The sequence below is a fragment of the Pontibacter kalidii genome (genome assembly GCF_026278245.1).
Classification (GTDB): Bacteria; Bacteroidota; Bacteroidia; order Cytophagales; family Hymenobacteraceae; genus Pontibacter; species Pontibacter kalidii.
The window spans coordinates 1,160,755-1,185,496 of record NZ_CP111079.1; the positions used below are offsets into that span (position 1 = coordinate 1,160,755).

The following is a 24,742-nucleotide window of genomic DNA, read 5'->3' on the forward strand; positions in this document are numbered from 1 at the left end:
TTTAGGCCGATATAAAAATATTCCTGGACACTTCGCTGGAGATGAGCAGGCTTTTACTGTCCTCCAGGTGTATCTCCAGGGAGTTGTCATAAGGTATGCGGTCGATGACTTTTATACTTGAGCCCAGCGAGATGCCCATTTTGTCGAGGTACTGCAGGAAGAGTGGCTGCGAGTCGTTTACGCCTACCACCACGCCGGCGTCGTCCACCTCCATCTCCGATAGCAGCCGCTGCTTCTTCTGCTTCATCTCGCCGGTTTCGGAAGGGATGGGGTCGCCGTGCGGGTCGAATTTGGGGAAGCCCAAAAACTCGTCGAGGCGGTTGGTGAGCAGGGTAGAGGAGATATGCTCCAGTTCCTCCGCCACCTCATGCACCTCATCCCAGTTAAACCGCAGCTTCTCCACCAGAAACGTCTCCCACAGCCGGTGCTTGCGAATGATCTGCAGTGCCACGTGCTCCCCCTGCGGGGTCAGCGACACGCCTTTATACTTTTTATAGTTGACGATGTTCTTGGCGCTCAGCTTGCGGAGCATGTCCGTCACCGAAGCCGCTTTGGTCTCGAGCACCTCCGCAATGGCGTTGGTGTTCACCTCCTGCGCGCCGTTAGCCGACAGCTTATAGATTGCCTTAATGTAGTTCTCTTCGGTATAACTGTGGGACATATTAACAAAGGGTGAATGAGCGATTGAGTGAATGAGTGGGTGAGTGTGTAGTTGTTCGTGTTGGGTAAAATGTAGAAGTAAGTTGCGCTCATACCTGCTTTTATTGTAACCGAACTTTTTCTATTATTCACTCATCCACTCATCCACTCATTCAAAATTCAAAATTTATACTTACCAGCGAATCAACGCAGAAGCCCAGGTAAAGCCGCTACCGAAGGCCGCCAGGCATACCAGGTCGCCCTCCTTGATACGACCTTCTTCAAAAGCCTCGCTCAGGGCAATAGGCACAGAGGCGGCCGTGGTGTTGCCATACTTCTGGATGTTGCTCATCACCTTTTCGGCAGGCAGGCCCATCTTCTGCTGGATGTAGGAGGTAATGCGCAGGTTGGCCTGGTGCGGCACCAGCAGGTCAATATCTCCCGGTTTATAGCCGTTCTTGCTCAGAGCCTCCTCAATAACCTCCGGGAAACGGGTAACGGCGTGTTTAAACACCATGTTGCCGTTCATGTAGGGGTAAATGCTGCCATCCTCGATCATTTCATGCGTCAGGCGTTCTTTTTTGTTGCTGCCCGGGTTAATAACGGCCAGCTCCTCGGCAAACTCCCCGTCGGCGTGCAGGTGCGTAGAAAGTATGCCTCGGTCGTTGCTCTCGGAAGGCACCAGCACCACAGCCCCTGCGCCATCGCCAAAGATCACCGAAACGCCACGGCCACGGGTAGAGAAATCCAGTCCGGTGGAGTGGATCTCGGAACCGACCACCAGCACGTTGTTATACATGCCGGTCTTGATGAACTGATCGGCCACCGAGAGGGCGTATATAAAACCGGAGCATTGGTTACGCACATCCAGGGCCGGTATCTCCTTTAAGCCAAGCTCACGCTGCAACAGCACGCCGGAACCTGGGAAAACATAGTCCGGGCTCAGGGTAGCAAACACGATCATATCGATATCCGTTGGCTCCAGACCGGCCATCTGTATGGCTTTGCGGGCAGCGGCAGCCCCCATGTTGGCTGTGGTGTCCACACCCTCCTGAAAATAGCGCCGCTCCACAATACCCGTGCGCTCCCGGATCCACTCATCCGAGGTGTCCATGATCTTCTCCAGGTCTTTGTTCGTTACCACGTTCTCCGGTACGTAGTGGCCAACGCCACCAATTCTAGAATTACGCATCTTTTCGTCTCGTTTAGTTTCAAATATACTGCTTTATCTGAATTTTAGATTCATCTAAAAATAAAATTTATACTTTGGGGTTGCTGCTTAAGGCATCCTTAACTATTTGGAGCAGCTTTGCCTCTTCCGCTTCCCAAAAGATGTCAGCTGGAATTCCGGAAGTATAGAAGAGCCCTTGCCATATACGTGGCAGTAACTCCTGCGGGCGCGCTTGCCTGAAATCGATGGAGATGCCCGCCTGGTATGCCTCTGTTATACTTTGCCAGAGCGGATTTTGCTGCACCAGCACGGGCAGGGCATAGGCCATATACTCGTAAAGCTTTGTAGGGATACAATGTTTGGTGCTGGGGTGCGGCTGGTACGGCAACAGTCCCAGGTTGCTCTCCTTTATACTTTGCAGGATCTGCTGGTGCGGCACCAGCCTATCTCCACCGATAAGGGTGATGAAACTTTTGCCTTTGATACGCTCCTGCAGCTGATTTAGAGTCTGGCTGCGCGAGCTGTAGCCGATGATGGTGAGGGTGGTGGAGGGCTCCAGCTGATGCAGCGCCTCGGCCAGGCTTACCGCCTCGAAAACACCGTATACCTCTGCGATGGTGCCGGAGTAGAGCAGCCGCAGCGGCTGTTGCTTTAACTGCACCGGCGTGGCGGGTAATGTATAACCGGGTGCCGGTTTATACTTGTTGCCGATCACGGTATACTTTCCCTCCGGCAGGAACGGCAATTCGAGTGCGTAACTTTCCTCAGCCAGCAGGAAGTGCGTTATACCTGGCGCGGCGTTTTTCTCGGACCTGGCTACCCCCAAGGCGAGCAGTTGCCGGAGCAGGGGCGGGTAGTTCTGCTGCGAAGTCAGGTTCAAAGTGTAGTTCTCCTGTACGTCGTACATCAGCCTGGCGCCATACTTCTTGCAGTAGTGCCTGCTTGCCCCTAACAGCTCGTGCGTGCAGGCAATGATCAGGTCTGGCTTTAGCTGATGGAGCAGCTGCTTATACTTTCGCTGTGCCAGGAGCCGGCCCAAGCTCAGCCGTTTAAAATCGAAGATGGGGTGGAAGTATACATTGGCTGGTGCCGTTGCGGGAATGGGTGCCTGGAACCCAGCTATATGAATTTCGGTTCCTGTTAATTTGCTTGCCGATACGCCCAGTTTCTCGTACATGCGTGTATCGTTGATGGGCTTTAACAGGGAGGCTAGCAGGATTCTGGTTTCGGACATCCACCAAAAATACTTACTTTTACGCAATATTGAGTAATAAGCATATTCTGAAAATGGAGCTAAGAAAAATAATAGAGCAGGCATGGGATAACCGTGAACTGCTGAAAGAATCTGCCACGGTGGAGGCTATCCGTGCTGTGATTGAGGATTTAGATAAAGGTGTACTGCGCGTGGCCGAGCCGAGTGGCGACGAGTGGACGGTGAATGAGTGGGTGAAGAAAGCGGTGCTTTTATACTTCCCGATCCAGCAGATGAAGACTATTGAGGTTGGTCCGTTCGAGTTTCACGATAAGATCTCGCTGAAGCGCAACTATGAGCAGTTGGGCGTGCGCGTGGTGCCGCATGCGGTGGCGCGTTACGGAGCCTTTCTGGCAAGGGGTGTGGTGATGATGCCGTCCTACGTGAACATCGGCGCCTACGTAGACTCCGGTACGATGGTAGATACCTGGGCTACGGTAGGAAGCTGTGCACAGGTGGGTAAGAACGTGCACCTGAGCGGTGGCGTGGGCCTTGGCGGTGTGCTGGAGCCGGTGCAGGCCGCCCCTGTTATCATAGAGGATGGTGCTTTTATCGGATCCAGAAGTATACTGGTGGAAGGTTGCCGTATCGGTAAGGAGGCCGTGATCGGGGCCGGCGTTACCATCACAGGCAGCTCTAAGATCATCGACGTGACGGGCAGCGAGCCGAAAGAGTATAAGGGCTATGTGCCGCCGCGCTCCGTGGTGATTCCGGGTTCTTACACAAAGAAGTTCCCTGCAGGAGAGTTCCAGGTGCCCTGCGCTCTCATCATCGGGCAACGCAAGGCGAGTACAGACCTGAAAACATCGCTAAACGACGTGCTGCGCGACCATGCGGTGGCGGTGTAAAGTTGAGCAGAAGGGCCATAAAGAAGCCTCTCGCGCCAAGGCCGGCGGGAGAGGCTTCTAAATTACTGAGAAGCATTTTTTAGTTCGATAGGGCTGAGGTGGTTATTATTTATTTACTTATGATCACCTTAAAAACTCTGTTTTGCGCTTTGGTCTGCAACCTGACCATATAAAGCCCTGAGGCAAACTTTTCCCCATCGATTTCAATTCTGTTTACTTCTCCGGCTTTTGTATCGCCTGATAAAGATGTCAGTTGTTCGCCGGTGCTGCTATAAATGGTCAGGTTATACTTCTCGGTTGCCGTAGTCTTAAAGTAGAGCGAGGTGATGTCGTTGAAGGGGTTGGGATACAAGGTCCAGTCACAGCAGTCCTCTTCCGGTAACTTATCAAAGGCGATCACGCCAGCCGTATGGGTTTCATTCGAAGCCAGGATCACGACTCCTTCGGTGAAGGTATCTTTTGTGCTCGAAATGTCTGTATAGGGGCCTTTGAGCAAAAGCTGCTCTGGCGTAAAGGTAACCCCGCTCATAGGAGATTGCTTATAGACGATATCATTGTTATTTGCCCGGGAGGTATTGTACACCACCCGGATTAGCTGGGCCTCCTCATTTAGGATAACAACTGGCCGGTCGCCTGAGCCGGAGACACTGTAGAGATCATCCCAGTTGCCGGACGGCCGCCTGACGAGTAAAGCCAGCCTTGGGTGGCCTGGTGTGTTAAAGCTTGTTTTGATAGCGGCATACAAGGTGCCATCGCTGGTGGAAGCCAGGTTTATGGAGTTGCTCACCATGCCGCCCCCTAAGTCAAGCGCTGATTGGGAAGAAGGGATTTCCTCTTCTGACCAGGCAGTGGGGTCGGCGCCGTCAGCATGTGTTTTGAATCCGTACCGTTTTTTGTTAAGATCTGTCCACATCACGCCTATCTTGTCCCGGATCTTGACGATGGCAGATTGGTCATCATTGGTTACACCACTTGCCAGGCTAACAGGTTCGCTCCAGGTGGTATAAGGTATATCGCTCCAGCGTATATCAATGCTTGTCTCTGCATCTGAGGCAAGCCACATCCTGCCCTTACTGTCAACCTCAATCGTCGCCGTGTAGGCCTCTTTGCCAATGTTAATGTCTACGTTCTCCGATCTTTTCGACCAGAACTTATAGGTGCCGGCCCCTGAGACGTATTCCAGTGAGGCCATGCTGATAATATCCCGCCCCCTGAAAAGTAATATATGCGCCAGGTTGCCGTCTACCTTACAATCGGCTTTGAAAAGTATATCCGAAAGCTTAAGGTGCTTTACCCAACCATCCCCCTCAAGCCGCCAAAGATGCGTGCCGGTGGCATCCGGTAGCACAGCCCAGTAATGGCCACCATATGCCCAAGCCTTGGATTGCGGTGTTTCTCCGGTGTCCTTGGTAACGGGTAGGGCTGTAAGCTCCCTGACCGAAAGAAATCCAGCCGGGTCCTGAGCTGTTGTAGAAGTGTATGAAAGGAACAGAAGGCTTATGATGGTAAATATTCTGATCATAGGAATAAGGGTTTATTTACTGCCAGATTTTTAAACCACTTTAAATGCTGGTTCAACTAAAAGAGTCATTGTATAAGCTATGCGTCATAGCTGCAGGAGATGCATTCGTAGTTTAGGGATGATCTTTTACCTTACTAGTACTATATGCTTTAAAAGAAAAAATGTTTTAAATAAATCGTTTTATATTCATATTAATTGTAAGGCAGCTGTTGAAGCGGTGTTTGCTATTGCCAACGTGAGTACGGACATAGGAGCTTGTGGAACGCTGAGGTGTTGACCAAGGAAATCGTGTAATACTACAGCTTGCCTAGCTATTTTTTTGCTCCAGATCGGCAGGCTTCAATCAGGATCTAAATTGATATAGCCTTTTTTCAAGCTCCAATACTTTCTTGAAATTATGTTTCATAGAAGTATAATTCCTCAGGGCGTATAATTTATAAAAGAGTGATAAGAGCATAAGCCTTTGATGCACAGTTCCCTTATTTCGGCTCCTTGAAACTACCTTCCCAAGCAACACCCATAAAAGTCTTCTAAAGTAAAAGACGAAGACCTTGAGGAGGTTTATGTTAAAGTACACCATCCCCTTGCAATTCTGATTAACCCTAAGCCGGTAGGGAATGAGTACGGCGAGGCTCTCGGCCCCCTCCTTTAGAAGCTGCCTGTAATAGTCCGATGAAATGCGATGCTGAGGGATGAAATGCTTAAACCTGAGCCTTTCGTCATACCAAATGTCATAACCTGCCAAGGCAATGGCATAACATAGTTCGTAGTCCCCTCCCGCGCTTAACTGTTTGCCTTTCCTATCGGACAAGAGGGGCTTGAACCCAGCCGCTGCTAATTTTCGAAAGACTGATTTGCGGATGACACAACCAGCACCGTACACCGCGTTATAGGTTGCTTTACCAGAGGCTGCGGCTTGCGGGCCGCTGGCCAACGCGGTAAGGTTGCGCATCCAGGCAGGCGGGTCCTTTTCAAACACCAGCTCGCCGTACCCCCCTAACACACCTGCCGTAGGATTTTCCTTCATAAGGTCATAGGCAAGGTTAACGTAGCCGGGCGATAGCCAATTGTCATCATCGCAGAATAACACGAAGTCATACGCCGCTTCCTGTAGGGCAAGTTCCCGGGCATACGCAAGGCCTTTCCGGGGTTGGTATAAGACCCTGAACGGGGCAGGGCAACGGAATTGACGCCAAGCGGCGGCTGCGGTCGCGGCAGACCGGTCCGAGGAGGCATTATCCACCACCAGAACCTCCCAGAGAACTTCCGGGCGCACCTGCTGCACGGCGATGTGCCGGATAGTATCCGGTAGGCGCGCAGCCCCATTATAGGTGCAAACAATAAGGCTTATGCCTGTACTCATACATAAGAAATATTACGTAGGGTGCGTAGAACTAACCATGGTCGAAGACAAGTATGACAAATGCCCAGCCGGCATTCCTTAAAACAGCTTTATTTAGTTAGAAGCACTTTATGCGTACTAAATCCGGCAGGTGTGATCAATTTTATCAAATAAAGACCTTTGGCCCGGTTTGCCCAGTTCAACTCCAGGTTTACCTTCCCATCCGGGTTGCTAGTGCCATCCTTCATTTTCTCGACCATGTTACCTTTTGCATCATAAATGTGTAGAGAGTAAGAACCCCTGTTAGGTAAAGCGAAGCTGAGGTTTGCCTTGCCCTGAAAGGGATTTGGGTATACCATTAGCCTTAAACTATCTTTGTTTAATTCCGTCTCCTCTGGGTGCGAGGTGACAATCGAAGTGTCATCGGATGCGAGCACGGAGTAACCTTGCTTTCCGGTAGAGGCAAACAGTACGATTTCACCCGTGTAGTTGTTTTTGCTGCTGGTGGCATAGTCGCTGGATTCATTGATGAGGGAGAGCTCAGAGCCAAATTGAATGTCAGAGGTGGATGCCTCTTTGTAATATATCCCTCCGGCACTTGGAGCAGCATATATGACCTTTACCTTGCCGACATGCTCATTCAGAATCACGATAGGGCGGTTGCCCGCTTTGGCAACCTCATACAGGTTATCCCAGGTTCCGGTAGGGCGTCTGACAAGCAGAGCGATTCTTGGCAACCCTGTCTTGTATCCTGTTTTAACCGCGCAGTATAAAGTTCCGTCAGCGGCTACGGCCATGTTCAAGTGGTCGTCGGCCATTCCGTCCCCGCTTTCTACAGCCGACTGGGAGGCAGGTACCTCATCAGTAGACCAGGTGGTAGGGGAGTCTCCATCAGAGTGGGTCATGAAGCCAAACCGCTTGGTATTCTGGTTAGACCATAGCAAGCCAATTTTATTTAAAGCCGGCATATACACCACTGCGCAGATATCATCGTCCGTAAGTCCGCTAGCTACTGCTATGGGGGCACTCCAGGTGCTGTACGGGGTATCGCTCCACCTTACCATGGCGTTGTTTTTTCCATTTGAGGCAAGCCACATTCTGCCCGTCCCGTCAATATCGATGGTGGCGGTCTCAACGCCTGGGTCCAGTGGAATGCTAACGCTAGAGCTTCTCTGGGACCAGTGGGTATACTCGCCTGCAGTCGACTCATACTCTACAGAAATCAGTTGAGAGGGGAGGTTTGCGCCCCTGAATAATAAGATGTGGACGTTTTCACCATGTACCTTGCAATCTGCTCTCGTGAAATCGCTGTCTGATAGTAATAGCGTCTTTGTCCAAGTTGTTCCATCTAACCTCCAGATGTGTGTGCCTTCGTCTGTGGTAGGCAGCACGGCCCACCATTTACCTGCATACTTCCATACTTTAGATTGAGGCTGATCTCCCAGGCTGGTGTGTATAGGCAAAGGGCTTAGTGGGGTAACGGAGACAAAGCCTTCCGCACTCCCCTCTAGCATAGGCTGTGCCACGTAGGTTTCCCCGGAAAAAGTATGGCCTGAATCTGTAGGATTTCCGGCCTTGCCTTCGATGTCTGTGTCGCTGTCCAGGAATTCCCAGCCTGAGTTAAAAGAGACAAGGGTGCTTTGATTACCCTCTGCAACAGTGGGTGCGTGGATCAGAAAAATAAGTAAAAGGGATAGGAGTACTGGAGTAAATGATTTTTTCATAAAGCAGCTACATATGAGGTTATGTTTAAGGCAAAGATGCTTGCTTGGGCGCAGGTACTCTATCGCTTTTCACCTGAGTCCCTTTTCATGGAGACTTATACGGAAGAAAAGAAATTTATTTAACTATTAGATTATAAAATTTAATAATAATACGTGGGGTGTAATCAAAAGAGAGATTATTAATTCGAAGAGCAGCTTTCTGTTGTTCCAAACGATGCTACTTTTCGAATTAACTGCTTTTTATACCGCACCTGCCTCTCCTGTTCTACAGCTGTCAGCGGCTGTACTGATCGCATCTCTAGCCATCCATCCAGGACTTGCCTTCTTTGCTAAAGCCGCTCTGTGTCTTACAGCATTTCCATTTACTCAGTTTTACTGAAGAAATGCCCTCCTCTGTTCCATTATATTGAAATTATTAATATGTTGATTATTAGGTTTTTATGAAATTTGTGTATGTTTTAGTGTTGTATTCTTTTGATAAACCTGAATAATACTGTTTTGCTTAAAGGGCTCTAGATGAGATACCGTTCTACATGCAAGGGAGAGAAGTATTGCTTTTAATAAAAATCCCTTAGTGCTATATAAATCAATGTAATGTAAAGATATCCTTAGAAATTTAATAATCAATAATTGAAAGTATTGTTGAGTATATATAATTTATCTTATTCCACAAGTTGTAGAAAGTGTAATATAATAAAGAAGTTGTGGTTATTTATAAAGTTTTTAGGTAAAAAATTGGTAAACGGTTTTTTAATCTGAAACGGGTCAACATATCTTTGTCGCAGTCGAATGGATAAAATATCCAATAATGACCAGACGGGTTATTTAAAGATGATAGTAGGTATAATGTTGAATTTTAGGGAGTTGAGTTGCCTATGAAGAAAGCTTTAGATTTGTTTATATTCAATTTGTTTAATACTTAAACTGTAGAATTAGTCAAATACGCCAGCACTATAAAAAAGAGGAGAAATATGATAATTGAAGTATTGATTTTATAGCCTGGTAGTAAATTTCACCTTTTAGCCAAACACTTTTAGCCAAAAAAAATGAATTCAAGATTCAAGTATATCCTTATGCCCCTACTTGTGGGTACAATCACTATGTCATGCGAGAAAGAAGACCTGGAAGACATGACACCAACTGCCGAACTTGGCACAGAAGCTACTGATTTAGCAACCTCTGCCAACTTACTGTTTAACGAGACCTTCGAAGATGGAAAAGGCTTTGACGGCATAAAGCATCAAGCAAGTACGAACTATGGCTTCGGTGTAGTTTCCAGCCCCGCCTTTGAGGGTTCTAAAGCAGGCCGTTTCGAGCTGAGAGATTCGGACGCGGAGGCCAGCGGCGGAACAAGAAGCGAGTTCCTGTTCCCGGAGAGCACAAGAGCAAAAGAAGGCTGGTACTCCTTTGCCGGTTACTTTCCTTCGTCGGATTATGCCGACGAGAAGAGCAGAGATATTATCACCCAGTGGCACCAGGGTGGTGGATCCGGTTCACCGCACACCGTACTGGTAGTAGAGAATGGCGAGTTTATTATGCACGTTGGGGAAGCCCGCTTGCCACTCGGTAAAATGACTAAGAACGTGTGGCACAACTTTGTGATCCACATGGTACACTCTGGAGGGTCTGATGGTCTGATAGAAGTATGGTTGAACGATAAGAAAGTTGCTTCCAGATCAGGTGCCACTATCAAGGCAGGGTTTGAGCTTCCTCGCTGGAAGGTAGGTATCTACAAGTGGGACTGGAACGGCAGCGAGACAACCAACACTAAGAAGAGAGTGTGGTACATCGATAACGTGAAGCTGGGCAACAGCAAAGCGTCCCTGAGCGAGATGACCTCAGGATCAGGATCAGGATCAGTTTCTGATCAAACTCCAGCCACAAGCCCATCTGAGCCAACCTCTCCGGATGCCGGTACTACAGGGCCATCATCTAGTGCCGATATTTCAGGCTTCACCCTAGTTGATTCGCACACTGAGAAGGGAGTGATGTCTATCACGAACGGGGCACAAATAAGCCTTAGCTCTCTGGCTTACACCAAGCTGAACATCCAGGCCAACGCCTCTTCCTCAGTGGAGAACGTGAAGTTTGAGTTGAGCGGTGCCCAGAGCAAGACCTACACCGACAAGGCGGCTCCATTCGCCCTGCACGGCGACGACGGCAACGGCAACTTCTACTACGGCAATTGGAACCCGCCTGCTGCCGGCACTTACACCCTGAAGGCCACCCCGTACACGAACGGTCAAGCCGGAACGCCGGTGTCTATCACCTTCACGATTGTAAATTCTGGTGAGACTATTATCCCGCAGGAAAACGAGAGTGCTTCAAGCGGAAGCACAGAAACTGCCCAGCCATCAGCTAGCTCAGATATAACTGGCTTCACCTTGATTGACTCTCATTATGAAAAAGGTGTGCAGACAATTACTGACGGCTCTGTAATTACCCTCAGCTCTCTGGCCTACACCAAGCTGAACATCCAGGCCAACGCCTCTTCCTCAGTGGAGAACGTGAAGTTTGAGTTGAGCGGTGCCCAGAGCAAGACCTACACCGACAAGGCGGCTCCATTCGCCCTGCACGGCGACGACGGCAACGGCAACTTCTACTACGGCAACTGGAATCCGCCTGCTGCCGGCACTTACACCCTGAAGGCTACCCCGTACAAGAATGGTCAAGCTGGAACGCCAGTGTCAATCACCTTCACGATCAAAAAGTAGTGCGTTTAAAGAATTAACGGCTTAAGGTAGGGAATACCTACAATAAGCCATAAATAAAAAAGGGCTCAGGTTATACCTGAGCCCTTTTTTATTATACCTGAAGTAATGTATTACTAGGCTAACTGTCGGTGCGGTCATTCGTACTATTGAAAGACAGAACAGCGTATAAAGCCCTAAGCGTATGGCGGTTAAGCTTCAACTATACATTTATCTATTCCTTATTTATGGGCTGCTGAGCTTTTTCCCGGCTTCTACACCGCGAAGCTTTATGGGGCTTCTGGTGGAGGAAACATTTGAGGGGGAGTCATACTTTAAAGGCGCTAAGCTACAGGCTGCTACTTCCTATGGGTTCCGTGTAGCTGATCAGCCCGTTTACAAGGGGGCCAAATCAGGCCGCTTTGAGCTGAGGGATACGGATGCGCAGGCTAGTGGCGGAACAAGAGCGGAGTTTCTGTTCCCGGAAGAGACAAAAGTGAGGGAAGGATTCTATACGTTCGCCGCCTACTTTCCATCGAAATCTTTTAAAAAGGACTCAAGCATGGATCATATAAACCAGTGGCACCAAGGCAAAGGGTCAGGTAGTCCGGCCCTGATGCTGATTACGGAAGATGATCAGTTTATCATGTTTTTAAAGGGGAAAGAGCAAAAGCATCAGCGGTATGTACTGGGAAGGGTCCGGAAAGACATGTGGCACACGTTTGCTATCCATATCGTTCATTCCTCCGGCAATGACGGTCTTGTCGAGGTGTGGTTGAACGAAGACAAAGTATTAAGTTACATCGGCCCCACCATGTACTCAGGATTTGGGTACCCGCGCTGGAAAGTGGGGATATATAAAGATGACTGGAACCACAGTCGGACTACCGATACCGATAGAAGAGTATATTTCATAGATAATGTGAGATTAATTAGTTTAGACCCCGGCTCAAGCGAAACTAATTAACTCCCTCTCTTTACGTTGATTTTGAGCTTTCTTTCCGTTAGACCCTTGCGTCAGATTTTAAATTTAATCTTTGTCATTTTTATATAGAAGTTCCATAACCTTTGCTTAGATCTCCTAGTATATGGTATAAATAGAAGATAAATTTAGTCTATACCGCTAAGTGCATTCCACTATAATAGTATGTTGCGAGATCAAATCTAAGACTTGGTGATTCTAAGTTTTAGAGACAGGGATAACTATACCTAGTGCATCGATTATGAAGTTTACAGCAAGGAACATTTTGGGATGGCTATTGGCATGCATGCTGATCAGGCTGGGGTTTGTAAGGAAAGCTTTGAAGAAAGCCTTGGAAGGAGAGTATATGCTATCAATATACTTTCACAATCCTTCTAAGAAAGAATTTGAAACGAGCATCAAATGGCTGCAACAACAAGGACTACAATTGTTGAGCATCGCTGATTTAGAGCAGATCATGTTAAAGCAGCATACCTTTCCAAAGGGAGGGGCTGTTATTACGGTAGATGATGGATGGCAAGGCAATGAAACTAATATTGTTAGTGTAGCCGAGACTTACAAGGTTCCAGTAGCGATTTTTATATCCACGCAGCCTGTGCAGGACGGCACATACTGGTGGTCATACCTTGCCCAAGCAAAGAAGTTAAACCTCTCCCCGCCACCAGTGCAGGTACTCAAAGAAGTACGCAATGAGGAGCGCCTGCTCAGGGTGGAAGAATACAAAAAGAAGATTAACCTCGTGCGGGAAGCCTTGACTGTGGAGCAGGTACGGAAAATTTCTAAATCGAAGTACATAACACTGGGTGGACATACGCATTCCCACCCTATACTTACAAATTGTACGGACGAGCAGGTTTTCTTTGAGCTGCTACACTCCAAGAGGACGCTGGAGAGTTGGACAGGGCAAAGCATCATCTACTTCACCTATCCCAATGGAAATTTTAGCGAACGAGAAATAACAGTTTTAGAGGAGTTAGGCTACAGCTTAGCCTTCACTTGTAACGCTAAGCCCATCGCTTCGGATGATCTACGACATGAGTTCATGTTGCCTCGGCTGGGCTTTCGAGAGGGCGCTTCATTTGCCGAAAATATTTGCAGGATGACGGGAGTCTGGCAAGCCACCTTGCGAAAACTAAGGTACCCTACCAGGAGAAACAATGAGGACTCGGTAAGTATGGCCTCCCCTCCGCTTGCCACATCAGGGGTCGCATTCAAGTGAAGTTAGCTGCGGGTATAAGCAGGTTAAAATTAGTAGCCTTGATAGAGTAAGGCGCAGGGTTCGAGAAGCGCTGACTAGAGTAATATTAACATGGTCTTGTGAAGGTATGAAGAAGCTATCCGCTATGTTCGCCCCCAGGTTTGCCATATGGCCCACACTCCCCCCTGATGTACATTCCAGATCAGAAACCGAGTGGCGCCCTTTCCCTTTAAACCAGGAAAACTGCAGGATCTTTTCGCGTGCCAGGCAGGCCATATGTAGTGCGTGCAAGGCGCTGGGCCTCGGCGCCGGGGATACCATACTTGTGCCAGCATACCATCATGGCTCAGAGGTTGAAGCCCTCCTGCAGGCCGGTCTGAATATCAAATACTATGAAATTGATAGTGCTTTGGAGCCGGATGAAGATACGTTGCTTCCACTTCTGGACGATCAGGTAAAGGCATTATACCTGATACACTACCTGGGTTTTCCGCAAGATGGATCTTGGTGGCGTAAGTGGTGCGACGATAGAAACCTACTGTTGATTGAAGATGCGGCGCAGGCATTTTTATCTACCAGGGATGAAAGACCTGTAGGTTCCTATGGCCACATGACTGTCTTTTGCCTGTATAAAACATACGGAATACCAGACGGAGGGGCCGTAGTATCAATAAAGCCACCTGCACCGCCTCGCCTGCAACCGGTGGTGGGCTACTGGCGCATACTGAAAAGACACCTGAACTGGGTGGCAACAAAAAGGGGGGAAGTAGGCCTTCTCCATGCTCTTGTTAAACCAACACTTGCCTGGTGGAAGCGCACAAATGATAAGCCCCATGCAGAGTTCGACATGGGGGACCCTGACACGCCACCCACCGTTATGACAATAAAGTTATTACCTAGACTCTTGAGTAAAGACACCGCCCAAAAGCGCAGGGAGAACTACCGGTATTTGCTGGAGCACCTTGGCGAAATGGTCCCAAGTCAGTTCGCTCGGCTGCCAAGTGGAGCTTGTCCCTTCGCTTTCCCACTTGAAGTTCAGGATGCAAGGCTGTTTTTAGAGAGATTGCACCGAAAGGGGGTTCTAGGCTTACTTTTCTGGATTAACCCGCACCCCTCCCTGCCTGTTGACGATTTTCCCCGCAGCCGTTTTCTTCGGGAACGGGTGTTGGCCTTACCAGTTCATCAGGAGCTGACCGAACAGGACATGAGAAGGATTGTGAGGGCTGTGCATGAATGCCGGGCACCCCTTCCAACAGAGTTTGTTGCGGCGGGTTAAAGAAATCGCAAACGTTGGTATACTTGCCCGGAAGCGCTGGGCAAGAAAAATTTTCAAACGATGGCAGCGGTAATAATGTATGATGGAGAAGATATTCCTTTGAAGGACAAAAAGGGAGGTGCCTTTTTGAAAACAGAACTGCTAGTAGGGGAACAGGCATTTGTTGTTTTTTCAGAGCCGACATTTAAACGTAAGTGGGACTTGCTCTACGAGGCATGCTCGTGGTGTACCGTTTTCCAGTGTCGTGAGTTTGTGGAAACGTGGTACGAAATATACAGAGAAGAATACGTGCCCGTACTTGTTATTGCCACTCAAGATACGCACCTGGTGGGCTTGCTGGCGATGGCCCTGCCAAGGATCTGCGTAGATGAGCATGGTATACTTCGGAAGCCGGGAAGAATTGTGGGGGCCGGGCAGTATGATGCAGAATACCAATGCTGGCTTTCTGATGAGGAACACGGGGAGGGGTTTATAAAGGAGGCGCTCAGGAAGATAGTTAGTAATTTCAGGGGCTGTGACATCCATTTCAGGTACCTGCCCCCGACTGTTCCCTTAGCGTGGGCCAGAGCAGATGCTTACTGGCGAAGTAAGCTGGTCATACAACCAGCGAGCAGACCTTTAATGGTGACGGGGTCGCCTCAGTTTTCAAAGCTCCTTACAAAACCTGAGTTTAAGAATAAAGCTAATCGCCTGAGGCGCCTTGGAAAGTTTTGCTTTGAGGTTGTTACACAGAAGAGTTGCTTTGAAGAGATCCTACCCGAACTTGTTATACAGTATGATTTCAGGCAGGGGGCTATGTTTAATAAAAATCAGTTCTCAGAGAACCCCCTTAAAACCAGGTTTCTTCTGGCCATATTCGAAAAGAACCTGTTGCATGTATCTGTGCTTAAGGTGGACCAAAAAATAATGGCAGCTATTGTTGCAGTGGCTGGCAGAGGATGGGTGCACTTAGGCGGGATAAACACCCATGCACCGTATAAGGCTAGATATTACTCGCCAGGCTTTGTGCATTTTATTATGCTGGGGAAACAGTTGGCGGATAGTGGGGGCGCTGTGTTTGATCTCACTCCAGGAGGAGACGCCTATAAGGAGCGTTTGGCTACTGATCATGACCTTGTCTATGAGATGGTACTCCCCGGCAATGCTGTCAGCAGAGCCAAAAGGCAAGTTAAAAAATATTTGTTTAACAGACTTGTGCGTGCCGGGAAAAGGCCTATGAGTGTAGAGTTGGCGCTTAGGAAGGAAGCATATGTTCTAAAGGTAAAGTTAAGATCAGTGCTCTCGCCAAGTCTTGCTATTTCAAAGCTTCTGACAAAACAAACAGAGTCGGTTCAAATAAGGCCGGAGATGAACAGGAGTGATGAATCTCAAATCAAAGTTCAGGAAAACGATTTGAAAGCGTTGTTAGTATATAAGCCTTCCAAGTATGATTTGTCGCGATGGGAATTTCTGGAGTCAGCTATGCACCGTTTGGAAGCAGGGGATACCTGCTATACCTGGAGCAGTGCCGGACAGCTGAAGGCTTGCGCCTGGCTTATTGGTTCGGCGGTGGGTTCAGAAGTATCAGCACCTGCCGAAACACCAATGCTGGAACTAATCTATTGCCAGCCCGAGGCAAAGGCGCTACTGCCTGCTTTTCTTTCTGCAGTTGCCCGTCGTATTCAAAAGGAGAACCAAGCACCGGTGTATGTGCAAAGTATGTGCAGCGGTGATCTCTCTCGATAGGATATGGCACCCTGTGCCCTAAGCACGTAGTGCTACGGTGTGCTAAGTATATTACTGTTTAATATTTAGTTTCTTGATAAGTTCTTTTAATACAGTAGAGAATGTTCCAATTCACAACGATGGGCGCCACACCTAAGCACATAGTATCCAGTGGTATAGCTAAGCTTGATGTACTGACAGGGGAGGATGTGTTATCCTTGATGCAGAAGGAAGAGTTTCAGTTAGCATGGGAAGCCTTACATGATGCATGTCCCTGGGGTACGGCCTTCCAAAGCTACACGTATGTTGCCACTTGGTACCATGTATACCGCAACGTTTACCAACCTATCCTGATCAGGTGTACCTTAGCCGGAAAGCTTATAGGGTTGCTCGCCCTGGCACAGGAGAGCAACAGGTTGATTGTTGGTGCTGGTGGGGAACAAGCCGAGTACCAGGTGTGGATTGCCAGACCCGAAGATGAGGAGGAATTTGTGAGTGCCGCCTTTCAGGAAGTAGTAAAGCAATTCCCAGGAACTGCCATACGCCTGAAGTATGTGCCCGGAGGGGTAAGTATGAGCTGGGCTACTAAAAGCTCCTTCTGGAGGAGACATTGCCTCGTGCGCACTGTCAATCAGCCACTGATGGTCATAAACGCAGATAATTTGAATGATGAGCTTCGGAAAAAGAACCGGCGCGAGAAAATTAACCGCTTAAAGCGGCTAGGTCGCCTGAACTTCGAGCGGGTAGACAATGCGAAGCGTTTTAATGAAGTCATTGATGAATTAACGATTCAATCAGATTTCAGAAAGGGGGCCATGTTCAACAGGACCTTATTCCAGGAAGACCCTCGTAGGAGGCAGTTTCTCACGCTACTATTTGAAAGAGGTCTCCTGCATACTACATTGTTAACAGTGGATGAGAAAATAATCGCCTCTAATGCAGGGGTGACAGGAAAAGGGTGGCTTCATTTGCAGGGACTAAATACCCATTGCCCGACCTTTGCCAAATACTCTCCGGGTATCCTTCACTTCTTGTTTCTAGGAAAACAACTGGCAGAAGAAGGTATAACTGTATTTGATCTTACCCCAGGCACAGACCCTTATAAAAGCATCCTTGCCACAGAGTACGGAGTCGCCTACCAACTTGATATTGTAGGGGGCTACTCCAAGTTTATCAGGGGCTTCACCATGCACATGAAGAGGCGGGTAAAATCAGGGGCAATGGCTGTTGGCATTAGGCAGGAAACCCTGAGAATGCTCCAAAAGAAGGTAAAGCAACTCCAGATCCGAGCAGGCAGTGGTATTTTATTCATGTTCCCAGACAAAGTATCTAGAGTGCATACGGTTCTTGTTTCTGATATAAATTTCCGAAATATAACGGCAGCGGTGTCTTTGCAATACTGCAGTTTAAAAGAGCTGATGAATTATGTTCCCTCCAAATCAGGACCTACACGTTGGGAGTTTTTAGAGGTTGCCATGCGGCGCTTAGAAACCGGAGAAAGGTGTTATACCTGGAGTGAGAACAGCGTTTTGCTTGGCTGCGCGTGGGTTGGTGTGCCGGCGCCTGCTTTGAGTGAAGTGCATACGGAGGGCGGAGTCATAATTGAGCTTTCCTACTGCCACACATCAGCTAGGGTAAAGCTTCCAATGTTCTTGAGGGCAGTAGCTGCGCAGGTACAGCATGAGAAACCAGGTCCTGTTTATGCTTTGGTTAGTACTAAGGATTTTCCTGCATGCTCGGCTTAATCATCTGCTGAACGACCCCATTAAATAGCCTAACATTAATATTTTGCCCTGTAGTACGAAATCTATTCCATAAACAAATTTATAACACAAGGTGTATTTTTGTTCGGTAGAAATTTTAGTATTATAATAAAAATATTTATTTAGAATTTTAGTCAATTTTGAGTCTGTTGTTCTACTGATTTTATAGCATTATGTACGGTTTGTTTTGTTTTAGCTATTGTAATTGTACCATTCACCAGGTTTTGAGTTAAGCTGGCCAACCTCAAGCAATAACAGAGGTGGTAGTTGCCAATTATTGGAAGTGTATTCTAAGATTTTTAGTGAAATTTATAAGTATCCAATATTATCCTTCTCTATTATTGTAACGTAGAAGGAATGTGTAAACAATAAATTGGGTTATTTTAATTTAGGAAAGTGAAATGTAAAATCTTTATTAAATAGTTTTCGGATATTCGAGGCAATAAGGGTAGGTGTGTTTCTTAGGAAAATTCAATATATAGCTTATGTTTAATTTAAAGCAATAGCTGCTATTTCCTGTGCAAGATTAAAAGATACCAATTCCGTGACAATCAGATAAATTTACACGATTTTATCAGCTATAAGACAAAGATTGTTGTGCTTCCCCATTCCTACCTAAGTGCTGGACTTGCTGCAATCCACTTGTGCAGGGATTATGAAATGAATGTAATGGTTACCAATTAAGTGCAATACTATGATAAGAGCTAGACAAAATTCTTCGTCATCTTCTTGGGAAAAAGATATTCTAACTATTGTACTTACTTTTATAATTCTCTTCAGTATAGCAGATATCGTTTCCTTTGTAGAAACTCACTGGCTCATCATCATCAATGTATTCCTATTATGGATAATAACTGGATATACCAGAACAAAGTCGAACATTGGCATGCCAGAGTCTCGCCATATCCCCCGGTTAACTAATTTCATCAAGTCCTACCTGGTGCTGTTGTGCCTGGCAAGTATGCTCTATTATTTAAACCCTGAAATTTTAAACAGGGTCTTTTCTAATAAGAAGGTGTTTGCTGCTTTTGCCTTAGGATTCCCTATCTTAGGTATACCGCTCAACTTTATCGTGGGAGGAGTTATTAATCACATAAAATCAAGTACAGTACCAGGCAGGCATACCTTGATAGCCGGAGTTGGCAGTCTAGCCAAGGATGTTGAAGAGGAAGTTTGTGGGCAGAAGGTGAAGGGTTTCTTAAAACTCAAGGAGGAAGAAGAGTGCCAGGTAAACCAGGATAGAGTAGTGGGTGGAATTGACAAGATACATGAGTATCTACAGAATAATATTGTGGATGAGATCGTAATTGCCATACCTGTTAAACCATCCAAAAAGATACGCAACTTACTTTCTGTCGCGGACCATTATGGCGTAAGGGTAAAGTATGTTCCAGATTATCAGAGTGTGTTTGGGGATCACTACCGCACTAAACGATACGGCCACCTGGAAGCAGTACATGTAAGGCAACTACCGCTGGATAACACGTATGCTTCTTTTGCCAAGAGCGCTTTTGATATTATGTTCTCGACTTTAGCACTGCTTGCTCTGCTCCCATTGTTCCTCGTACTTGCCGTGCTGATTAAATTGGATTCGCCTGGTCCTATTTTTTACTGCCCTATAAGGATAGGGAAGGGGGGTAAACCGTTCAGAGTTTATAAATTCAGGACAATGGCTGTTTGTGACGATGTGTTCGGCGGAATTATGTCCACTCAGAAAAATGATCCGAGAATAACAAGGCTTGGACATTTCATGAGAAAGTATAGCCTGGATGAACTACCCCAATTCATGAACGTGCTACTGGGCGAAATGAGTGTGGTAGGACCAAGGCCCCACAGAAGTTTCCTAAACAGGCAGCTGCAGGAAAGTGAGGATAAGTATATGATCCGACACTATTATAAGCCAGGTATAACCGGATGGGCTCAGGTAAATGGCTGGAGAGGACCAACAGACACAAAAGAGCAAAAAAGCCAACGCACATTGCATGATATCTGGTATATGGAGAATTGGTCTTTCATGCTCGATCTGAAAATAGTATACATGACAATATTTGGAAGTAATACACATAAGAGTGCTTTTTAGTCTTACGTACCTCTTATATCAGCCTGGATACTATTTTACGCATAAGACAAGGGACTTATACTTGCACGTAACCAGACATAACATCTGATACATCGCTACTTTTTGGTACCTCAGTAGAAATAAGCTTTAGTATACTTTTGGTATCGCAGGCTTAGTGCTAAGGTCAATAGGCCCCTACCAACAGAAAAGCTCGCAACTGATGTTGCGAGCTTTTCTGTTGGTAGGGGCCTCTCCGTTATTCTGATCGTGAGTGAGTGTAAGTTATCTGAAAACAGCTTACCTATAAACTTGTGAAAGGTGGTTTAGCTGTAGAGCTCTATTAATTTCTGAACAATCCTTTCTGATGCCTTGCCATCCCAAAGAGGGGGCACCCCGCCTCTTTTCCAATCTCCCTTTAGAAGCTTATCTAGATAGGGCTTAAGATGCGACGGGTTCGTTCCTATCAGCTCATTCGTGCCGATTGTAATTGTCTCCGGACGTTCTGTATTATCTCTGAGTGTTAGGCAGGGTACCCCCATCACTGTGGTTTCCTCAGTAATTCCTCCCGAATCAGTAATAACCCCTTTAGAGTGCTTTACAAGGTAATTGAATTGAAGGTACGATAAGGGTTCAACAAAATAAAGGCGCTCATCTGATATGCTAAGTTCCTCCAAATGCCTGGCAGTACGAGGATGTACCGGGAAAATTATCGGGTATTCGCCAGTTCCCTCAATGATGGCATTCATCATAGCTTTTAACTTACTTTGTTCATCTACATTGGCAGGTCTGTGTAAGGTTAGGGTAAAGTAGGCACGTTCCTGTAGTTTAACTCCCCGCACAGTTATCTCAGGGTCCTTTAGCCTGCCAATATTGGAGAGTAAGGTATCTATCATCGTGTTCCCGACAAAGTGGATCCTATCAGGCTGAACCCCACTCCTCAGAAGGTTCTCATTTGCTGTCTGAGAAGTTGTAAAGAAATGATCAGTTATACTGTCCGTTACGATACGGTTAATTTCCTCGGGCATTGACATGTCTCCTGAGCGAATACCGCCTTCCACATGGGCTACATCCACCCTAAGCTTTTTAGCCGTAATGGAACAGGCCATTGTTGAGGTAACATCACCAACAACTACAACCACATCGGGCCTGTTTTCCAGGATCTCCTTTTCGAAACGAACCATGATCGCAGCGGTCTGCTCTGCCTGTGTTCCTCCGCCGGCCTCCAGGTTAACTTCAGGGGCTGGAATATTAAGCTCCTCAAAGAAGTTCTCCGACATTTTTTTGTCGTAGTGCTGGCCGGTATGTACTAACCTGTAGGTTATCTCTTTTCCGGCTTGCTGTGCTTGTTCTATCGCCTTTATGATGGGGGCTATTTTCATAAAGTTAGGCCTTGCGCCGGCAACAATCGTGATCTTCATAGTAGTACTGTAGAGGATGAGTAATGTGCAGTCATATTTAGGGAAGGTTCTAAGTTATTAATCTTAAACAGCGGTTCTTTTCCGGTTATAAACCATCTCCCTGAGCAGGGCGTACAAAAAGTAGGTGTTACACATGGCGTAGCGTTTTGCAAGTCTTTTAGGGTCCTGCAGTGTCCTTACAAGCCACCTAAGCCCTAATTTCTTTGTAAGGGGGTCTAACTTTACGTCCCCTACAAAATACTCATAGCTTCCTCCCACGCCCATAATCACCTTGGCTTTGAGGTTCCCGTGGTACTTCATTATAAACTCCTCTTTCCTAGGCGATCCAAAGGCGACAAAGAGGAAGTCCGGTTCGAAAGCGGCGATTTTATGGACCACCTCTTCCTCATGCTTTACATCGTAGTAACCATGCTGAAAGGCCACTTTCCCCATAAGCTGTGGGTACTCTTCCTCTATTTTAATTTTTACCCTACCGAGCAGCTCATGGGGTGATCCGAGAAAGAAGATTTTATAACCGCACTGGCTTGCCTCTTTAATTAACTCCACCATGAGTTCAGCGCCCGAGATGGATGAAATTTTATTACCGTGTACCAAGTACTCTGCAAAGGCAATAGACTGGCCATCAGGAATTATATGAGTACCGGATTGGAATAGAGTTTCCAGGTATTTACTCCTAGAGCCTTGATATAGCTTTAGCGTATTCAGGGAAATGACGGTTGACGTCTGCCCAAGCGCTATTTTATCCTTTAGTTCTTTTATAAGGGTATTCCTGTCCTGCCGGTAGAGGTTGTACCCAAACAGCTTACTCATATGGCTACCAATTAATTGTGGATCTTATGTATTGGGAGCAGCTTTTAACTGCTAAATTGTCGGAGTAATAAGGTGTTGGATTTACTGGCTTAAGCCCTTTCTGAAGTACAGAAATACATTCAAATGAGAAACTGGAGTCCTGTAATGGGTTTAAGGAGGAAGTAAAAGGAGAAGGTCCCAGTGTTAGCAAGACACCGGCTGTAGCAGCACACTTTGATAAACACTGAAAAGCTTTTCTGAAATTTGCTTATTGCTATATTGGGCGATAACTGGCTCCCTGTTTTGTATTCTTGGGAACGTCTTGCAGAGTGTATGAAGGCATTCAATATAAGCTTCCACTCTTTTGGGTACTATGTAGCAATGGTCCACTTGCTCACAGATTAACCTTACGTCGCCGACATCATTGGAAATAACAGGCAGCGAATTAACGATCGCTTCTTTTATAACCTGTGGGCTACCTTCTGTTTTGCTGCACATAATCAAGGCATCTGCGGCCTGCATCAGCCTTGTAACCTGGTCTCTGTTATAGCCCTTTAACTCCAGGAATTTAACGGACCTGGTGGTGGCTTCAGAAAAGGCCTTTACCACCTCAAAGGCAAACTCAGGGTCTTTCACCTTGAGGTCGAACCGGGAGGCAAAGAGTATCACAAAATCTTTTTCGCCCCATCCGTAAGAAGCTCTGGTTGTATCTCTGTAAATTAGGTCAACCTCGGCATTGATGCCACAAGGTATTACCGTGCTCTTAGAATCAACGTATGGGAGCATCTTGCTGGACACCAAAATGTTGTGGTCTGCAAGCCGGGAGGCCAGTAAGGAGAGCCTGCGCTCTGAGGATTTATTGATGTCACTCCCGTGGTACGTAATGACTACCTTGCTATTGTGGCGGAATAAGAACCTACTGAGAACAGCCAAAAGGCCCGATAAACCATAATGCGCATGAATGAGGTCAACCGGATGGCGCTTCAGATAGCCGTATAAACGGTATGCGGCTTTGGTGTACCCTTTTAAGCCGTTGCTGCGCACAAGAAAATGTTGAATTTTTACTCCGGCACCGTTTTCTAGTGCGGTTGCCTGCTCTTCTACAAAGGGATGCGGCCTGCCTGTTTTAGAGCGACTAATGAAAAGTATGTTCATACTTGTAAATATTATACTATAGTCTTAGACTCTGTCTTGGCTGCTACAGCACTGAAAGTATAAGTACTCTCCAATACCTCGCTGTAAACCTGCTCAAAAGACTTCCCCATTCTGTTGATAGAAAAGTTTTGAAGTATGATTTCCCTGCTTCTGGAGCCCATTCTCTTTCGCTTTTCATGATTATCTATAAGCTCCAGGATCATGCCGGCGATTTCCACATCCGGCATGTTCTCAACCAAAAAACCATTCACGGTGTGGTCAACAAGCTCTTTTGTGCCGCCTGCTGCACTGGCGATGACAGGTTTAGATAAAGCCATGTATTCGATGATGGCGTTTGAAATTCCTTCTCCATTGGGCGAAAATAAAACCCCGATATCACAGGCATTCACTAAGGCTTCTACATCGTTTATTCTACCTGGGAGTTTTATGAGTGGTTTCTGCTTAATTATTTCCTGGTACCTGCTAAAACTCAGGTCATCATGACTTTCGCCCACCCCGATGAAGGTTATATCGTCGCGTATCTGGGTTATATAGTCAGCCACACGATAAAAGAGATCATAATCCTTGTTGGGAGAGAAGGATGCACACATAATCACAGTGTAAGGCGTGCTTATGCCGTACTTTTGTTTTACCTGGTAAGCCTCCGGCAGTTTTTCGAAACGGTTCATATCGACCCCGTTATAAATTACCTGGCTCTTGGAAAGAGGCGGCTTGAAGGAGCAAATTCCCGCGGCAGAATTAGACAGAATGACATGGGAAAAATGGAAATTCAGCTTGTCCACCAACCCGGGCAATGACCATTGGTTAAAGTTGGGAGGGGCAGAGGTAATTTGATTGTTCACGATGGGGAGTTTCTGCAAGATGGCAGATGGAAGCGAATAGAAGGTTTGCATGCGGCCCCAAGTATGGATCAGGTGTGGTTTAAATTCACGGCAAACTTTGTAGAAGTTGGTAACGATGCTGAATTTTGGTTGTCCGATAACCCTGTAAGGTATGTTTAGGCTGTGGAATTCAGGATAAAAGATGTCCTCTTTCGTCATTACCAAAAGCATGTTATACATGTTCTGGTTCTTAAGGTACCTTAAAAGCTCAAGAAGCCTTCTTTCTTTTCCACCAGTTTGCAGGTTTCCTATAAAAAATAAAATCCTGATCCTAACTTGAGTTGAGGTATCGTTCATATATAAGTGTTGCATGTCAAAGAAGGTATGAG

General features: G+C 46.9%; 18 protein-coding genes. 8 read left to right on the top strand and 10 right to left on the bottom strand.

Annotated features, from left to right (window positions below; all coding sequences use genetic code 11):
* Window position 1 precedes the first annotated feature (1 nt).
* From OH144_RS04910 to OH144_RS04920, 3 genes are all read right to left on the bottom strand, one after another.
* The gene (locus tag OH144_RS04910) at window positions 2-661 is read right to left on the bottom strand and encodes a metal-dependent transcriptional regulator (RefSeq protein ID WP_266205187.1); all 660 of its coding nucleotides are present in this window, start codon (window positions 659-661) and stop codon (window positions 2-4) included.
* Between the two features lie 171 nt (window positions 662-832).
* Window positions 833-1,831: a 3-oxoacyl-ACP synthase III family protein gene (locus OH144_RS04915; protein WP_266205188.1), complete on the bottom strand. Its 999-nt coding sequence runs from the start codon at window positions 1,829-1,831 to the stop codon at window positions 833-835.
* A gap of 67 nt (window positions 1,832-1,898) precedes the next feature.
* Window positions 1,899-3,044, bottom strand: coding sequence for a glycosyltransferase (locus OH144_RS04920; RefSeq protein ID WP_266205189.1), 1,146 nt, complete (start codon window positions 3,042-3,044; stop codon window positions 1,899-1,901).
* A gap of 53 nt (window positions 3,045-3,097) precedes the next feature.
* On the opposite strand from OH144_RS04920, the gene OH144_RS04925 reads away from it, so the two are divergent.
* Complete coding sequence (locus OH144_RS04925) at window positions 3,098-3,910, top strand: 2,3,4,5-tetrahydropyridine-2,6-dicarboxylate N-succinyltransferase (protein WP_266205190.1); 813 nt, start codon at window positions 3,098-3,100, stop codon at window positions 3,908-3,910.
* A 109-nt stretch (window positions 3,911-4,019) separates the two neighbouring features.
* Here the strand turns inward: OH144_RS04925 and OH144_RS04930 are convergent, their stop codons facing one another.
* The 3 genes from OH144_RS04930 to OH144_RS04940 form a co-directional block, all read right to left on the bottom strand.
* Window positions 4,020-5,432, bottom strand: coding sequence for a T9SS type A sorting domain-containing protein (locus OH144_RS04930; protein ID WP_266205191.1), 1,413 nt, complete (start codon window positions 5,430-5,432; stop codon window positions 4,020-4,022).
* A 343-nt stretch (window positions 5,433-5,775) separates the two neighbouring features.
* Entirely contained in the window at window positions 5,776-6,795 is a 1,020-nt protein-coding gene (locus OH144_RS04935) for a glycosyltransferase (protein ID WP_266205192.1), read from the bottom strand.
* 89 nt (window positions 6,796-6,884) lie between these two features.
* On the bottom strand, window positions 6,885-8,498 hold the full coding sequence (locus OH144_RS04940; RefSeq protein WP_266205193.1) for a T9SS type A sorting domain-containing protein: 1,614 nt from the start codon (window positions 8,496-8,498) through the stop codon (window positions 6,885-6,887).
* Between the two features lie 1,100 nt (window positions 8,499-9,598).
* On the opposite strand from OH144_RS04940, the gene OH144_RS04945 reads away from it, so the two are divergent.
* The 7 genes from OH144_RS04945 (at window position 9,599) to OH144_RS04975 (ending at window position 20,191) form a co-directional block, all read left to right on the top strand.
* Window positions 9,599-11,212: a polysaccharide lyase gene (locus OH144_RS04945; RefSeq protein WP_266205194.1), complete on the top strand. Its 1,614-nt coding sequence runs from the start codon at window positions 9,599-9,601 to the stop codon at window positions 11,210-11,212.
* Window positions 11,213-11,393: 181 nt separating this feature from the next.
* On the top strand, window positions 11,394-12,155 hold the full coding sequence (locus tag OH144_RS04950; RefSeq protein WP_266205195.1) for a polysaccharide lyase: 762 nt from the start codon (window positions 11,394-11,396) through the stop codon (window positions 12,153-12,155).
* A gap of 256 nt (window positions 12,156-12,411) precedes the next feature.
* Complete coding sequence (locus OH144_RS04955) at window positions 12,412-13,389, top strand: polysaccharide deacetylase family protein (RefSeq protein ID WP_266205196.1); 978 nt, start codon at window positions 12,412-12,414, stop codon at window positions 13,387-13,389.
* Between the two features lie 106 nt (window positions 13,390-13,495).
* Window positions 13,496-14,644, top strand: coding sequence for an aminotransferase class V-fold PLP-dependent enzyme (locus OH144_RS04960; RefSeq protein ID WP_266205197.1), 1,149 nt, complete (start codon window positions 13,496-13,498; stop codon window positions 14,642-14,644).
* Between the two features lie 60 nt (window positions 14,645-14,704).
* A complete protein-coding gene (locus tag OH144_RS04965; RefSeq protein ID WP_266205198.1) occupies window positions 14,705-16,369 on the top strand; it encodes a GNAT family N-acetyltransferase in 1,665 nt (554 codons plus the stop codon).
* Between the two features lie 101 nt (window positions 16,370-16,470).
* Window positions 16,471-18,093, top strand: a complete 1,623-nt coding sequence (locus OH144_RS04970) for a GNAT family N-acetyltransferase (protein ID WP_266205199.1) — start codon at window positions 16,471-16,473, stop codon at window positions 18,091-18,093.
* 712 nt (window positions 18,094-18,805) lie between these two features.
* Window positions 18,806-20,191: an exopolysaccharide biosynthesis polyprenyl glycosylphosphotransferase gene (locus OH144_RS04975; RefSeq protein ID WP_266205200.1), complete on the top strand. Its 1,386-nt coding sequence runs from the start codon at window positions 18,806-18,808 to the stop codon at window positions 20,189-20,191.
* Between the two features lie 302 nt (window positions 20,192-20,493).
* On the opposite strand, the gene wecB is transcribed toward OH144_RS04975, so the two are convergent.
* The 4 genes from wecB to OH144_RS04995 all read right to left on the bottom strand — a co-directional run bounded on the left by wecB (window position 20,494) and on the right by OH144_RS04995 (window position 24,710).
* Complete coding sequence (gene wecB / locus OH144_RS04980) at window positions 20,494-21,588, bottom strand: non-hydrolyzing UDP-N-acetylglucosamine 2-epimerase (protein ID WP_266205201.1); 1,095 nt, start codon at window positions 21,586-21,588, stop codon at window positions 20,494-20,496.
* 63 nt (window positions 21,589-21,651) lie between these two features.
* Complete coding sequence (locus tag OH144_RS04985) at window positions 21,652-22,398, bottom strand: WecB/TagA/CpsF family glycosyltransferase (protein WP_266205202.1); 747 nt, start codon at window positions 22,396-22,398, stop codon at window positions 21,652-21,654.
* Between the two features lie 183 nt (window positions 22,399-22,581).
* A complete protein-coding gene (locus OH144_RS04990) occupies window positions 22,582-23,532 on the bottom strand; it encodes a glycosyltransferase family 4 protein (protein ID WP_266205203.1) in 951 nt (316 codons plus the stop codon).
* 11 nt (window positions 23,533-23,543) lie between these two features.
* Window positions 23,544-24,710, bottom strand: a complete 1,167-nt coding sequence (locus tag OH144_RS04995; RefSeq protein WP_266205204.1) for a glycosyltransferase — start codon at window positions 24,708-24,710, stop codon at window positions 23,544-23,546.
* Window positions 24,711-24,742 lie beyond the last annotated feature (32 nt).